The sequence below is a fragment of the Janthinobacterium sp. PLB04 genome (genome assembly GCF_021165895.1).
Taxonomy (GTDB): Bacteria; Pseudomonadota; Gammaproteobacteria; order Burkholderiales; family Burkholderiaceae_D; genus Janthinobacterium; species Janthinobacterium lividum.
Window position 1 is genome coordinate 5297309 of record NZ_CP088968.1, and the last position, 14754, is coordinate 5312062.

General features: G+C 64.3%; 12 protein-coding genes. 6 read left to right on the forward strand and 6 right to left on the reverse strand.

The genetic code is table 11. From position 1 onward, the window contains the following. Nucleotides 1-41: 41 nt before the first annotated feature. Both LSO07_RS23370 and LSO07_RS23375 read right to left on the reverse strand, forming a co-directional pair. Nucleotides 42-971, reverse strand: a complete 930-nt coding sequence (locus LSO07_RS23370) for a DUF4123 domain-containing protein (RefSeq protein ID WP_151096693.1) — start codon at nucleotides 969-971, stop codon at nucleotides 42-44. A 13-nt stretch (nucleotides 972-984) separates the two neighbouring features. Next, nucleotides 985-3786: a type VI secretion system Vgr family protein gene (locus tag LSO07_RS23375; RefSeq protein ID WP_231772994.1), complete on the reverse strand. Its 2802-nt coding sequence runs from the start codon at nucleotides 3784-3786 to the stop codon at nucleotides 985-987. A 207-nt stretch (nucleotides 3787-3993) separates the two neighbouring features. Here LSO07_RS23375 and tal point away from each other — a divergent pair, with 207 nt between their 5' ends. Beyond that, nucleotides 3994-4929, forward strand: coding sequence for a transaldolase (gene tal / locus LSO07_RS23380; protein ID WP_034787048.1), 936 nt, complete (start codon nucleotides 3994-3996; stop codon nucleotides 4927-4929). A gap of 228 nt (nucleotides 4930-5157) precedes the next feature. Here the strand turns inward: tal and LSO07_RS23385 are convergent, their stop codons facing one another. After that, nucleotides 5158-6015 (reverse strand): hypothetical protein, encoded by an 858-nt coding sequence (locus tag LSO07_RS23385; RefSeq protein ID WP_231772995.1) that lies wholly within the window; start codon nucleotides 6013-6015, stop codon nucleotides 5158-5160. 203 nt (nucleotides 6016-6218) lie between these two features. On the opposite strand from LSO07_RS23385, the gene LSO07_RS23390 reads away from it, so the two are divergent. From LSO07_RS23390 to LSO07_RS23400, 3 genes are all read left to right on the forward strand, one after another. Then, a complete protein-coding gene (locus LSO07_RS23390; RefSeq protein WP_099388810.1) occupies nucleotides 6219-7292 on the forward strand; it encodes a patatin-like phospholipase family protein in 1074 nt (357 codons plus the stop codon). A gap of 122 nt (nucleotides 7293-7414) precedes the next feature. Then, complete coding sequence (locus LSO07_RS23395; RefSeq protein WP_151096695.1) at nucleotides 7415-9133, forward strand: methyl-accepting chemotaxis protein; 1719 nt, start codon at nucleotides 7415-7417, stop codon at nucleotides 9131-9133. 130 nt (nucleotides 9134-9263) lie between these two features. Continuing rightward, nucleotides 9264-10451, forward strand: coding sequence for a tetratricopeptide repeat protein (locus LSO07_RS23400; protein WP_151096697.1), 1188 nt, complete (start codon nucleotides 9264-9266; stop codon nucleotides 10449-10451). Nucleotides 10452-10465: 14 nt separating this feature from the next. On the opposite strand, the gene hemW is transcribed toward LSO07_RS23400, so the two are convergent. The 3 genes from hemW to rph all read right to left on the reverse strand — a co-directional run bounded on the left by hemW (nucleotide 10466) and on the right by rph (nucleotide 13188). Further along, on the reverse strand, nucleotides 10466-11740 hold the full coding sequence (hemW, locus tag LSO07_RS23405; RefSeq protein WP_151096698.1) for a radical SAM family heme chaperone HemW: 1275 nt from the start codon (nucleotides 11738-11740) through the stop codon (nucleotides 10466-10468). Next, entirely contained in the window at nucleotides 11737-12321 is a 585-nt protein-coding gene (gene rdgB / locus LSO07_RS23410) for an RdgB/HAM1 family non-canonical purine NTP pyrophosphatase (protein ID WP_070281283.1), read from the reverse strand. The genes hemW and rdgB overlap by 4 nt, the downstream gene beginning before the upstream one ends. 138 nt (nucleotides 12322-12459) lie before the next feature. Further along, the gene (rph, locus tag LSO07_RS23415; RefSeq protein ID WP_034787067.1) at nucleotides 12460-13188 is read right to left on the reverse strand and encodes a ribonuclease PH; all 729 of its coding nucleotides are present in this window, start codon (nucleotides 13186-13188) and stop codon (nucleotides 12460-12462) included. A 301-nt stretch (nucleotides 13189-13489) separates the two neighbouring features. Here rph and LSO07_RS23420 point away from each other — a divergent pair, with 301 nt between their 5' ends. Together LSO07_RS23420 and LSO07_RS23425 are read left to right on the forward strand one after the other, a co-directional pair. After that, a complete protein-coding gene (locus LSO07_RS23420) occupies nucleotides 13490-14380 on the forward strand; it encodes a YicC/YloC family endoribonuclease (protein ID WP_034787070.1) in 891 nt (296 codons plus the stop codon). 3 nt (nucleotides 14381-14383) lie between these two features. After that, complete coding sequence (locus LSO07_RS23425; RefSeq protein ID WP_099388811.1) at nucleotides 14384-14707, forward strand: hypothetical protein; 324 nt, start codon at nucleotides 14384-14386, stop codon at nucleotides 14705-14707. The last annotated feature ends 47 nt before the right edge of the window (nucleotides 14708-14754 follow it).

Below are 14754 nucleotides of genomic sequence, written 5' to 3' on the forward strand. Positions count from 1 at the left end.
ATTTTCCTCTTATAAAAAAATTAGCAGTTGAAGGAACAAGGCTAGGCAGCTGATCGCGCCTGCCAGAAATCGTCGGGCAGCGTGTCGAGCTCGGACAGGTAATTCGCACCCTGGCGCGTCCGCCGCAGCAGGCTGGCCATCGCCGGATGCAAGGTGAAATCATCGGCCAGCATCAAGGCCAGGGCGCTGAAATGCTGACGCAGGCCCGCCGCCTCGATGCCGCTGGCGTTTGCCACAAGCAAATGACGCGCCACGCGCGCGTGGCACTCGGCCGGGGTACCGGAATGAAACAGGTCCGGCTGCACATCATGCAGATTGGCCAGGATGGCGTCGGCCTCGGCGATATCCACCAAGGAGGCAAAGGCGGTGTCGCTCAAGGGAAATTTATCAAACTCCGCAGGGACGGGACTGGGCTGAGCCTCGCCATGCCAATTGATCAGGGAACCATCGCGCCGCAGCGACCACCAGCGGTAGATGGGACTCAGCAAATGCGCATATTGGGTTTGCGTCAAGGCCGCCAGCAAGGCCGGCAATGTGCGACTATCGGCCCAGCGCACTGGCCATTCGACGGTATCTGGCGTGATGGCAATCAAATAGGGGCGCAGATGCTGCTCCAGCTGGTCGATATCGAGCGTGCTGGCGATGATGCTGAGCATGGGCTTGCCTGCGCATAGCGAAAACAGGCGCTGCAGCCACGCGGCCTGCTCGCTGCTTGCCGATGGCGCCGCCATTAAATACGGTGCGGCGCTCTTGAAGTTTTGCAACGAGGTATACGCATACAGCGACTGGCGCCGCAAGCGGCTCGGGTAGCGCTTGGTGAAAAATTCCTCGTCGCAGGCGCCGTCGAGCAGCGCCAGCAGATGCAGGGGCTGGCCGCCGTTCGCCACTACCGCGTCCGCACGCAAGGCCTGCAGTTGCTGCGTGATCAGCGCTGGAACTTCTGGGTCGGGAACATCGATGGCAAAGTACATCAGGGCTCCTTTTCTAGGCTGCCGTGGGTGCGACAAACGGACTACCGCTACGCAACGCTGCCAGCAGACACGCTTTACAGACGCTGGCAGGCAGCGCCGGCAATGGATAAGCGAGCCGTGTCGGCCCGATAAAACTCTTCCTGCCGGCATGCACCGTGATCTTGCCCGGACACTGGATCGTAATATTGCCGCCCTCGATGGTGATATTCGCCCCGCCCGCCGTCGACAGGCGGATGCTTTTGGCCGCCGCCCAGTCGATATGCGCGGCGGCGCTGACGATATTGACCTCTTCGCGCGCCTGGACTTGGAGCACGTCGGCCTGCGCCTGCACGTCGATGGCCTGTTTGGCGGCGATCATCTGCAGGCCGATATTGTTCTCGCCCGCCTTGACCACGCCGCCCAGGGCGCCGATGGCCTGGCCACTGTGCACGCGCAACTGGCCGCCGCCGGTGAACTGGGTATCCTGGCCACTCATCAGTGTGACGGTTTCGCCGCTGGCCAGTTGCATGTCTTGCCCCGCGACAACGCCCAGTCCGGCCCTGGCGGCAATCGCGATGATGGCGCCCTTAGTCTGTGGCAGCTCTTCATGCATGCCCGACACGCTGGCCAAGAGCGCCTTCAATGGCGGCGCCTGGTCGTCGAGTTCGCTGGCATTCGGTGCGGTGACGCCCACATGGCTGGCGTAAGCCACCGTCTGGTGCGTCTTGGCGGCAGCGCTGAAGGTATCTCCCAGCAGTACCGCCTGTTTCATCAACGCGATACCGCCGGCATTGTCGCCGGACGGCTCGCGTTGCGCGGCCTCGTGCTTGAGCACATAACTGGTGATCAGCAAGCCCGCCCTGGCGCGCACCGCGCCGTACGCATCGGTGCGCAGCTCGGCGCCGGCGCCGCGCAGGCTGCCGCGGTAATTGTCGGCACCGTGGATCAGATGCCCCAGGCTCAGTTCGCTGACCGCATGGCTGCTTTTCAGCTGCACCCGGCCCTGGCTGTCGGTGTCGTCGAACAGCAGCTGGTTGTAACCGGCCATGCCGCCCGCCTTGCCGAACTCCTTGCTGCGGATGCCCCATTGCGCTGCTCCATTGCGGTGCGCCGCGCTGGCGCCTGCGGCGCCATGCCACAGCGGACTGTTGCCGCCCGCCAGATTACCCTGCCCCGCTACCGCGTGATCGTGGGCCGGCTGGAAAACGCCAGCATCGTTTTGATCGCGCGCAATACCGCCCGGCGTGGCTGCGGTGCCGCCCTCGCCCTGCCCGTTGTACAGCGCGCCGACGATGACGGGACGGTCGATATCGTTTTCCAGGAATTGCACCAGCACTTCCTGGCCGATGCGCGGCAGGAACTGGCTGCCCATGCCGCCACCGGCCGCGCGCTGCGCCACGCGCACCCAGCAAGTCGCGCCCGTCTCCTGCTGCCAGTGGAAACGGATGCGCACCCGGCCCAGCCTGTCGCAGTAAATTTCATCGGCGCCGCTGGCCGCGTCATTGCCATCGGCGCCGACCACGATGGCGCTCTGGCTGCCCAGGGCGGTCGGCGTGGCGTGCTGGCGCGCATCGCTGCCATCCTGCAACGGACGCCACGGCGTGCTTGCGGTGATCATCTCGATGCAGTTGGCGTGACCGCTGGCTTGCGCCTGGGCGATCGCGGCAGCGATATCGGGAAACCCTGCGCCCCACTCTGCCACGGTTTCTTCCAGCAATTCCGGTATCGGGCCGAACAGTTCCGCCAATCCCTCCAGGGCCGGCGCCGGCAGGTTGTTGACGCCGATGCTGGCCACGCGCAACACGACATATTCGGACGCGGCACCATCGGCCTGCGGTAACGGTCCCTGCGTCAGGGTAAAACGCGTGCCGGCGCGCAGGGTGCGCACGGTCGAACGCGCCTGCCACAGCTGGGCGCGCGCTTCATGGGCCTGCATCTGCAACTGCGCGTAGCGCTGCGCCTGGGCGGCGCTGGCGTACCAGTACTGGCCCGGTGTGTCGTAGCTTTCCAGCACCGGCGCGTTCTTGCCGCCAAGCGCGATGTTGGCCGGCACGCTGGCGGCCACGGCCTTTTTCGCCTTGTAGTCATAGCTGAGCACGCTGCTCAGGCCCACCTGCAGGCTGCGCCGCGCACTCAAGGCTTGCACGCTGTCGCCCGGCTCGCCGACGCGCGCGCCATGAAAGCGCAGTCCGCCCGCCTGCGCGCTGCTGGCGTCTTCGGGCGTGGCGCAGGGCTGGCTGCTATCGGCGAACAGGACCAGTGTGTGCGCCTCGAAGCGCCAGGCGATGCCCTCTTCCGTCAGCAGGCGGCGGATAAAATCGAAATCGGATTCACGGTACTGGCAGCAATAGCTGCGTTCGCCCACGTCCTGCATGAAAGATGCGACCTCGTCGCTCCAGCGCCACAGCGCATATGGCGCATACGCCTGCAATACCTCGTCGATGATGGCCGTCACGCTCCGATCTTGCCAGACGCGGCTGTTACGCACCTGCGTCAGCAGCCACAACCAAGGCGTGATGCGCAGGCGGTAGCGCGCCAGGCCGCCATTGCTGCCCAGCATGGCCGCCTCGCTGATGTAGCCGGAAAACTGCGTGCGCGTGCCGTCCGCCAGGCTGATATGCAGGCTGGCCGGCTGGCCCAGCAGGGACGCCAGCGCAACATGGGCGCTGGTGGACAAGGCAATGATGTCGCGCGCGCCGACCTCCTGCAGCCGTTCGTCGGCGGCAAAGGCTTCGACCAGCAAGCCGCTGTCCTGGCCATCGTCGCCGATAGCCAATGCATACAGGCGGGCCGCGCCGTTGAAGGCGGCCACTGCGCTAACGATATCTTGTGTCAAAAGATGCTCTTCATTTGGAGTGTGGCATCGCACATTGCTTATCAGAACAGTGTGCAAAATAAACAAGTCCAGGCAATTATGCGCGAGTTCTCAAAAAAGCAAGATTCAATTGAGCAAGTAGCGCACGGGGAAGACAATAGTCGATGCTTGATGCAACGGATTCGGTACAATACTCCGGCAAGCCCATTCACTCTTTCCCGTGCAGCCATGAACCAACTCGAACAACTGAAGCAATTTACTACCGTGGTGGCCGACACCGGCGACTTCCAATCGATCCAGGCTTACACGCCGCGCGATGCGACGACGAATCCGTCGCTGATCCTGAAGGCCGTGCAAAAGGATGAATACAAGCCGCTGCTGGAAAAGGCCGTGCGCGACCATCCGAACGCCTCCACCGCCGAAATCATCGACCGCCTGCTGATCGCGTTTGGCGTGGAAATCCTGCAAACCATCCCCGGCCGCGTCTCCACCGAAGTCGATGCGCGCCTGTCGTTCGACACGGAAGGTACTGTCGCCAAGGGCCGCGACCTGATCGCCCTGTATTCGAACGCCGGCATTCCACGCGAGCGCGTGCTGATCAAGATCGCTTCCACCTGGGAAGGCATCCGCGCCGCCGCCATCCTGGAAAAGGAAGGCATCCGCTGCAACATGACCCTGCTGTTCTCGCTGGCCCAGGCCATCGCCTGCGCCGAAGCGGGCGCGCAGCTCATTTCTCCGTTCGTCGGCCGCATCTACGACTGGTACAAGAAATCGACGGGTATCGACTACATGGGCGCGGAAGATCCGGGCGTGCAATCGGTCCGCCGCATCTATAACTACTACCGCAAGTTCGGCTACAAGACGGAGGTGATGGGCGCGAGCTTCCGCAACACGTCGCAAATCCTCGAACTGGCCGGCTGCGACCTGCTCACCATCAGCCCCGACCTGCTGCAAAAGCTGGCCGACAGCGATGCGCCGGTGGAGCGCAAGCTGAGCGCCGAAGCGGCGCCATCGACCAACATCGTACAAATGTCGCTGAACGAGGAAGCCTTCCGCTTCATGATGAATGAAGACGCGATGGCGACGGAAAAACTGGCTGAAGGCATCCGCGCCTTCTGCGTCGATTCCGGCAAGCTGAAACAGATGATCTCGGCACTGCGCTAAGAGCCTATCCCGGTAGGGAGCGTCTTCTGCTGGCAGCACATCAGGAGCGCGGACAAGGCGTGAGGAGGACGCGTGGCGAGCCACGCGACGACGATCAACGCAGTCCCCGCTTCTGAGGCGCGCCAGCGGGGGATGTATTCATCTACCGGGATAGGCTCTAGGCACGACGTGCATAAAAAAAGCGGCGCCCGTGCAATGCACGGCGCCGCTTTTTTCATGCCTGCGTGATCAGGAACAGCGGAAGGTGGCCACGCCCTGGTAATTGGCGCCATTGGCCAGCTGCGCCTTGTAAGCGGCGATCAGCAGATAGCGGCCAGCGCCGCCGTCGCCCAGCATCAGCTGCGCGCCCGTGCCATTCGACAGGTAGCCGCCAGTGATGCTGCTCGACGCGGCCGAAGCCATGCTGGTAGCAGCACTCACCTTGCCCGTGCTGCCACCGGCGCTGGCATCGATGGACAGCGCCACCTTGGCGCCGGAAGCATCGAACGATACGCTGGCGGTGCCGCTGGCCGTGCCGAAGTAAGCGGTCGACGAGACGCTGCTGCCGCCCGTATAGCTTGGCGCCGTGAACGCACCGGCATCGCAGGTCAACGTACCGGTCGCTGGCAGTGCGGCGAGCACGTTATAGGCGACATAATGCGCACTGGCATTATTGCCGGTCAAGGTCGTGGCGCCGGAAATATTGCTGAACGCGCCCTTGAACCAGCGGCCCTGCGCGAAGGCGGCGTCGCCGCTGATGTCACGCGTCACGGACGGATTGCCCGTCAGGACGATGCTGCCGATAGTGCTCAAGGCGCCGGAGGCGTCCTGCACCAGCGTGCTGGCCTTGCCATTGCTCTGCAAGCCGATCGACGTAAAGACGAAACGGCTGTTGTCGCCATTGACGAAACGGGCGCTGACGGTACCCGTGTTTTCGCCAGTGGCGGTCGGCGTGACAGGCACCACTGGCGGGGCAACAGGTACTACGGGCGTCACGGGTGGATTCACGGCGACTACCGGGTCAGCTGGGGAGGACGAGCCGCCACCGCCGCAGGCAACGAGAGAGCCAGCGATGAGGGTCAAAACAAAAGCGTGATTCAATTGCATACGATTCCAATAAAAAAGCAGGGCATAAGGAATCCTTGGCACATGCCAAAAATTCAACGTCCAATATTATGCAACATTTCTCAAGAGAATGGTTGCCTTAAAGAAATTTACTAATACTAACAATGTGACTATAACGAGCGCGACTGTTTCGTGACGCCACGCTGGCGGTAAAATAGCTGGCCACAGGCCGTCAACGACTACTCATGCAATCACCGATCACCATCCGCCTGGGCCGCCGCGCCCGGGCGCGCATCGCCGACAACGGCTTGCGCGCGCTTGACGTCGCCATCGTCCCTGCTGCCGCAGGCGGGCCAAAAGGCTTGATCCTGCACCAGCTCGATTGCTGGCTGTTCGGCGACTTCCTGGCCCAGGCGCCGCGCCCGCGCCATTTCGTCGGCGCCTCGATCGGCGCCTGGCGCATGGCCGCCGCCGTGTTCCCCGACCCGGTGGCCGCGCAGCGCCGCCTGGTGCGCGAATACGTGGGCCAGCGCTATCCCGACAAGCCCGATGCGGCGCACGTCAGCCGCACCTGCCGCGCCCTGCTCGACGCGGTCCTCGATGGCCAGGATGCGCAGCTGCTGCGGCACGAGCGCCATAGCCTGTCGGTGCTGGCCGTGCGCGGCATCGGCGCGCTGGCGCAGCCGGGCAAATGGCGCGACCGGCGCGGCTTCCTGCTGGCCGCCGCCGGCAATGCCGTGGCACGGGCGCACTTGGCCGCCTCGCTGGAACGCGCGGTGTTCCATGCGGGGCCGGACGGCGCCAGTTGGTTGCGCTCGCGCTTCGACGCCTTTCATTCGCATTTCGTGCCCCTGGCGCAAGAGAACCTGCGCGACGCGCTGCTGGCCTCCGGCTCCATCCCGCTGGTGCTCGACGCCGTGACGGACATCGCCGGCGCGCCGCCCGGGCGTTACTGGGACGGCGGCCTGGTCGACTACCATTTGCACCTGCCTTACCAACGCGAACCGGACCTGGTGCTGTACCCGCATTTTGCCGACCATATCGTGCCGGGCTGGCTGGACAAGGCCATGCCCTGGCGCCGCGCGCGCAGCGGCGATAGCGCACTCGACAACATGATCCTCGTCTCGCCCTCGCCCGCCTTCGTGGCCAGCCTGCCGAATGGCAAACTGCCGGACCGGCGCGACTTCCCCCATTACGGGCAAGACCACGCGGCGCGCATGCGCGACTGGCGCCGCGCCATCGCGGAAAGCGAGCGCATGGCGGCGGCCTTCGCCCGCTGGGCCGAGCAGCCGGACCTGCGCCAGGCGCTCGATCTGTAGCAAGGGCAAGACTGCAACACGCGCCAAAACAAGCGCGCTTTTCCCTCGCCTATTGGTCACTTATCAGTGCATACTATGTCGCACAGGCAACCTTCAATCCCTCTGCGACAGGAGTTTCAACCATGCACGCCCTCTCCCACCTTCGTATCGGCACGCGCCTGGCTGCAGGCTTCGCGCTGGTGCTGCTGCTGTCCGTGATCTCCACCTCGTACGCGCTGTACAGCGCCCATGTGAATGCCGAAGCGACGCGGCAAATGATGGAAAAACCGCTGGCCAAAGAGCGCCTGGTATCGGACTGGTACGTGCTGATCTACTCGGCCATCGCGCGTACCTCGATGATCGCCAAAAGCACGGATGAAACCTTGTCGAGCGTGTTTGCCGACACCATCGCCGACAGCACGAAACAGGGCAGCGAACTGCTGAAGAAAATCGAGACGCTGCTCGACAGCGATGAAGAAAAAGCCATCTTCAAGTCGTCCATCGCCGAACGCGTCAAGTACCAGGATGCCAAGACCCTGGTAATGAATGCGCGCAAGGCCGGCAACGCGGCGCAGGCGGAAAGCGCCTACCGCGACAGCTTCGCGCCGGCCGCCGCCAAGTACCAGAACAACGTCAAGGCCCTGCTGTCGCAGCAGCGCCAGGCCATCGACGCCACGGCGCAAGCGATCGAGGAAGCCAACGGGCGCAGCTTCACCCTGCTGCTGACCTTGTGCGCGCTGGTGGTGGCGCTGGGCAGCGTCTGTGCCTGGCTGATCACGCGCTCGATCACGCAGCCATTGAAGGCCGCCGTGAAGGTGGCTGAAACGGTGGCCGACGGCGACTTGCGCACGCATTTCGGCACGCCCGCCAGCGATGAAATCGGCGACCTGATGCGCGCGCTGCACGGCATGAACGAAGCACTGCGCAAGGTGGTGTCGGAAGTGCAGACGGGCACCAATGCAATTGCCACGGCCTCCGGCGAAATCGCCGCCGGCAACCAGGATCTGTCGGCGCGCACGGAGCAGCAAGCCAGTTCGCTGGAAGAGACGGCGTCGTCGATGGAAGAACTGACCAGCACCGTCAAGCAGAATGCGGACAATGCGCGGCAGGCAAACCAGATGGCGGTGGCCGCTTCCGGCGTGGCCGAACGGGGCGGCAACATCGTCAGCCAGGTGGTCGACACCATGGGCGCCATCGATACGGCATCGACGAAAATCGTCGACATCATCGGCGTCATCGACGGCATCGCCTTCCAGACGAATATCCTGGCCTTGAACGCAGCCGTCGAAGCGGCGCGCGCCGGCGAGCAGGGGCGCGGCTTTGCCGTCGTCGCCACGGAAGTGCGCAGCCTGGCGCAACGCTCGGCCGCGGCGGCGCGCGAAATCAAGACCCTGATCGGCGACTCGGTGGAACAGGTCAACAATGGCACGCGGCTGGTACATCAGGCCGGCAGCACCATGAACGAAGTGGTCGACAGCGTACGCCGCGTCACCGACATCATGGCCGAGATCACCGCTGCCAGCGCCGAGCAAAGCATGGGCATCGACCAGGTCAACCAGGCCATCGCGCAGATGGACCAGGTGACGCAGCAAAATGCGGCCCTGGTGGAGGAAGCGGCGGCAGCGGCCGAAAGCATGCAGGACCAGGCCGCGCGCCTGGCGCAGGTGGCGGCCGGCTTCCAGCTCGAACACATGGCGACAAAGGCGCCGGTACGCAGCGCGCGGCCGGCGCCCACCCAGCTGGCCAAGCCGGCGGCCAGGAGCGCCGCCGCCAGGCAGCCAGCCATCGCGGCCAGGAGCGCGCCTGCTGCGCGCAAGCCCCAGGCGCAGGTGGCTGGCGAGCAGGATTGGGAAGAGTTTTAAGACTGGCAACAGGGCCAGTCAAAAGGGTTTGACAGCGCCGTGGCGCGCGAGGATACTTGTTTCAGGTGGCAGGGCGCACCACCGGCAGCAATACGTGTTGCGCCTGACATCGTTCTGCGGGAGCACGAACATGAAATGTATCCGCCGCGTCAGCGCACAACTGCGCCTGGGCCTCCTGTCCCCCTTGCTGCTGTGTGCAGCCCTTGCCGGCTGCGCCACGGCACCCGCCACCCCGCCTCCGGCCGACCTTTTCAACGATGCCAGCTTTGCCGCGCCGGCCGTGCCGGTCGACCCGCGGCAGGCGTTTGCCATGAGCGACGCCATGCGGCAGTATGTGCGCGTCGATATCGCGCGCGAGGGGCGCAGCAAGAATCCCCGCCGCGCGCTGGCCGATGCCTTGCGCAACAGGGCCGGGCTGCAGCTTGAATATGATGCCGCCATGACGCGCACGGCGGCACAGGCGTTCGATGCGCGCAGCGGCAATTGCCTGTCGCTGGTGCTGATGACGGCCGCGCTGGCCAAGGAAATGGGACTCAATGTGCACTACCAGCTGGTTCTGGGAGAAGAGAGCTGGAGCCGCAGCGGCGGCATGTATTTCGTCGCCGGCCACGTCAACCTCGCGCTGGAACGCCGTGCCGCCGGCAATACCGTCGGCTACGAGGCCGACGCCATCATGCTCATCGACTTCCTGCCTGGCGAAGACCTTGCCGGCCAGCGCACGCTGCAAATCAGCGAGGCGACCATCCTGGCCATGTACCTCAACAATCGCGCCGCCGAAACCATGGCCAGCGGCGAGCTCGATCAAGCCTACTGGTATGCGCGCGCCGCCATCCTGCAAGACCCCACGTTTGCGGGCGCCTTCAATACGCTGGGCATCATCCAGCTGCGCCACGGCGACACGGAACCGGCGCGGCGCACGCTCGCCTACGCACTGGAACGCTCGCCATCGAATACCGTGCTGCTGTCGAACCTGGCGCAGGCACTCGACGGCCTGGGGCGCGCGAACGAAGCGCAGCTGCTACGGCGCAAATTGCTGGCCCTGCAGCCGGAACCTCCGTTCCACTTCTTCAACCTGGGCCAGCGCGCCATGGAAATGGCCGACTACCAGGAAGCGGCGCGCCTGTTCAAGCGCGAGATCGCGCGCGATCCCTACTACCATGAATTCCACTTCTGGCTGGCGCAGGCGTATGCGCGCATGGGACAACTCTCGCAGGCGGGCAGGCAGCTGGAATTGGCGATGGACAACAGCACCACGCGTAGCGAGCATGGGCTGTACGCGGCCAAGCTGCAGCGCCTGCGCGCCGCCACCGCGCACTAGCGCATCAGACCGCGTCAGTCTTCCAGGAACATCTGCTGCAGGTCGTTCAGGAAGCACAACCCCCGCTCCGTCGGGCGGATGACCTGGTGGTCGCGGTACAGCAAGCCTTTCGCTTCGGCCGCGTTCAGCGGCTGCTCGATGGCGTTGATGGCCAGGCCCGTGCGCTCGGCGAACAGGTTCGGTGTAAAGCCCTGCGTCAGGCGCAGGGTATTCAACATGAACTCGAAGCCCATCTCCTCGCGCGCCAGTTCGCGCTCTTCCTGCACCGGGTTACCGGCCAGTACCGCGTCCATGTAGGCGCGCGGCTGCTTGTAGCGGGCCTGGCGCAGCACGCGGTGCGGGAACGAAATCTTCGAGTGGGCGCCCGCGCCGATGCCCAGGTAGTCGCCGAATTCCCAGTAATTGCGGTTGTGCTTAGCCTGGCGGCCCGGCTGCGCATAGGCCGACACTTCATAGCGGCCGTAACCGGCCTGCGCGGCGCGCGCGGCCACCATGTCGGCGATATCGGCGCTCTCGTCGTCGTCCGGCAGCACGGGCGGATACTTGGCGAACAGCGTGTTCGGTTCGAGCGTCAGGTGGTACAGCGACAGGTGCGGCGGCGCGAACGACAGCGCCGTTTCCAGGTCCTGCTGCGCCTCGGCCAGGGTTTGCGTGGGCAGCGCGTACATCAGGTCGAGGTTGAAATTGTCGAAATTGGCGTGCGCGATGTCCACCGCGCGGCGCGCCTCGTTGTCGTCGTGGATGCGGCCCAGCGCCTGCAGGTGGCGGCCATTGAAGCTCTGGATGCCGATCGACAGGCGGTTGATGCCGCTGGCCCGGTAGGACTTGAATTTTTCCGCTTCAAAGGTACCCGGATTGGCTTCCATGGTGATTTCGCAGTCGGGCTCCAATGGCAGCAAGGTGCGCACGTCCGACATCAGCCGGTCCAGGCCCGCCGCCGACATCAGGCTGGGCGTGCCGCCGCCGATGAAGATGGTGTGGATCTTGCGGCCCCAGATCAGCGGCAGCGCCATTTCCAGGTCCAGCCGCAGGGCTGCCAGGTATTCCCCTTCCGGCAAGTCGCCGCGCACCTCGTGCGAATTGAAATCGCAGTACGGGCATTTTTTCACGCACCACGGGAAATGGATGTACAGCGACAGCGGCGGCAGTGTCGTCAGGTTCAGCGCGCCCGGCTGCAGGTATTTCAGGGCAGCCCCGGCCGCGCCGGAAATGCCTTCCTGCGGCGCGGGAGCGGCTCCCGCCCTGGCTGCCGGCTTGGCGGCGGCGCCCACCAGTTTGATCGGGATCATCGCAGTTTTTCCACCAGCGCGCGCAGGGCCTGGCCACGGTGCGACAGCGCGTTCTTTTCATCGGATGTCAATTCGGCCGCGCACTTGCCCAGCGCGGGGAGGAAGAAATGCGGATCGTAACCAAAGCCGCCGTTGCCACGCGGCGTAGCAATCATCTCGCCATTCCAGCGTCCGTCTGCGATCACCGGCTGCGGGTCGTCCGCATGGCGCACGTACACCAGCACGCAGTAGTAGTACGCGGACTTGTCGGCATGCGCTTCCAGGTCGGCGATCAGCTTGGCGCTGTTGGCCGCGTCCGATTTCGGCTCGCCCGCATAGCGGGCCGAATATACGCCCGGCGCGCCACCGAGCGCATTGACGCACACGCCAGAATCGTCGGCCAGGGCCGGCAAGCCCGTCAGGCGCGACGCATGGCGCGCCTTTTGCAGGGCGTTTTCAACGAAGGTGTGGAATGGTTCGTCGCTTTCCGGCACGGCGTACTCGCCCTGGGCGTGGACGGAAAAACCGATGGTCGAGAGCAGCTCGTTGAATTCCTTGAGCTTGCCGGCGTTGTTGGAGGCGAGGATGAGGCGTTGGGTCATGTCAGTAGTCCGGTTGAAGTGCCGACATTGTAAACCTTTTGCGCTCCCCTCACCCTGGCCCACAGCTGCCGCAAAAAGCGGCAGCTGTGGGCTTTTTGCCCGGCGCGGCGGGCCAGCGGATGTAAATCTATGTAAAGATCAGATCCCCAATGCCTGCTTCTGCAGGGCGATCAGGTCGGCGATGCCGCCCTGCGCCAGGTCCAACAGGCGGTTCATGCCGGCGCGGTCAAACGCGGCGCCTTCGGCCGTGCCCTGCACTTCGATGAAGTGGCCCGCTTCCGTCATGACCACGTTCATGTCCGTGTCGCAGCCCGAGTCTTCCACGTAGTCCAGGTCCAGCACCGGCATGCCCTGGTAGACGCCTACCGAGATCGCGGCCACAAAGCTTTTCACGGGAATGGCGGCAATCGCGCCGCGTGCCTGCAACTGGGAAAACGCGTCATACGCGGCCACCATGGCGCCCGTGATCGAGGCCGTGCGGGTGCCGCCATCGGCCTGGATGACGTCGCAATCGAGGTGCAGGGTGCGTTCGCCGAACGCCTGCAAATCAAAGGCGGCGCGCAGCGAGCGGCCGATCAGGCGCTGGATTTCCTGCGTGCGGCCGGACTGCTTGCCGCGCGCCGCTTCGCGGTCCATGCGCGTGTGCGTCGAGCGTGGCAGCATGCCGTACTCGGCCGTCAACCAGCCCTGGCCCTTGCCTTTCAGGAAACCCGGCACCTTGTCTTCGATGCTGGCGGTGCAGATGACCTTGGTGTCGCCGCACTCGATCAGCACCGAGCCTTCGGCATGCTTGGTGTACTGGCGGGTGATGCGGATGGCGCGCAGCGCGTCGACGGCGCGGCCGCTCGGGCGGGATTCAAATGTCATGGGATGTCCTGTGTGATTGGGGTTGCGGCAGCGATTTTACCACCGCGCGCCCGTCTATTTGCAGTCATGCAACAGCGCAAGACGCAATGGCAGGCGGCGCACACATGATCCCTACAATCCTGCCCCGCCAAACACAATTTTCTTTACAATGCCGTAAAACGCACACTATTCAGCAATTTTCAGGCCATCGTGCTCTTCGGTCCTGTTTTGCGGCGCGGGCGGTATTGCCTGCGCTGGCTGATTAAGTGTATAAGTGACTGTATACAAGATCAAATCGGGGAATCCTTTGAGCATTTCAAGCATGACAGGCTACGCGGTTGCCACCAGCGAAGGTGCTGCAGGCACACTGACAATTGAAATCAAGAGCGTCAACTCGCGCTTTCTCGACCTGCAATTCCGGATCAACGACGATCTGCGGGCCCTGGAGCCAGACTTGCGCGCCGCTGTCATGTCCGCCATCACGCGCGGCAAAGTCGAGGTACGCCTGAGCTTTGGCCGCAAGGCCGCGACGGCAGGCACGCAGGCCCTGAACCTGCCCCTGCTGGCCGAACTGGCGCGCCTGCAAAACGAAGTAGGCCAGCATTTTGTCTCCGCCCCCGTCATGACGGTGGCCGAACTGTTGCGCTGGCCTGGCATCATCGAAGAAGCGCAAGTGGGGCAGGAGTCCTTGCAGGCGGACGTGGGCGCGCTGACCAAACGCACCGTGGCGGCCTTCGTCGACAGCCGCAAGCGCGAAGGCGCGGCGCTCGAAGCGGTGCTGGTGTCGCGCATCGAAGCGATGGAAGCCATCGTCAAGCGCATCACGCCATTGATACCGCAAGTGGTGGCGGCCTTCCAGCAAAAAGCCATCGAACGCATGCAGGATGCGCTGGGCCTGGCCAGCCAGGGCTCGAATTCTGCCCTGTCGCGCCAAGACGCCATGGAACGCATCCGCCAGGAAGTCATCCTGTACGGCATCCGCATCGACGTGTCGGAAGAACTGGCACGCCTGTCGGCCCACCTGGGCGAAACGCGCCACATCCTCACCAAGGGCGGGCAAGTAGGCAAGCGCCTCGACTTCATGATGCAGGAACTCAATCGCGAAGCCAATACGCTGGGTGCCAAGGCGTCCGTCAAGGAACTGGCCGACGCCTCGATGGACTTGAAGCTGCTGATCGAGCAGATGCGCGAACAAGTGCAGAACCTGGAGTAAGCCATGGCCACGCCACGCACAGGGACATTCGCCGCCTTGCTGGCGCTGCTGGCAGCCGGAGCGCAGGCGCAAACGGCGCAGTTGCCGTCGCCATATGCGATCGAAAGCTGCACGGCCGGCTGTTTCACCCTCAAGGAGCGCGGCGCATCCATCTACACGGGCGCCGATGCCGCCTCCTACCGCATCTGCTCGCGCAGCAGCCTGGGCGCGGAAGTGTCGGTCGACAGCACGGTCGTGCGCATCAGCAACCGCGACTGTACAGATGTGAATGGCCGGGCCATCATCCTGAACACGGGCGAAATCACGCTGGGACGGCTGCCCCGCTGAAACGCCCCGGCCAGCTTGATTTTTTACCATGTCGCCAGCGGGGGCTG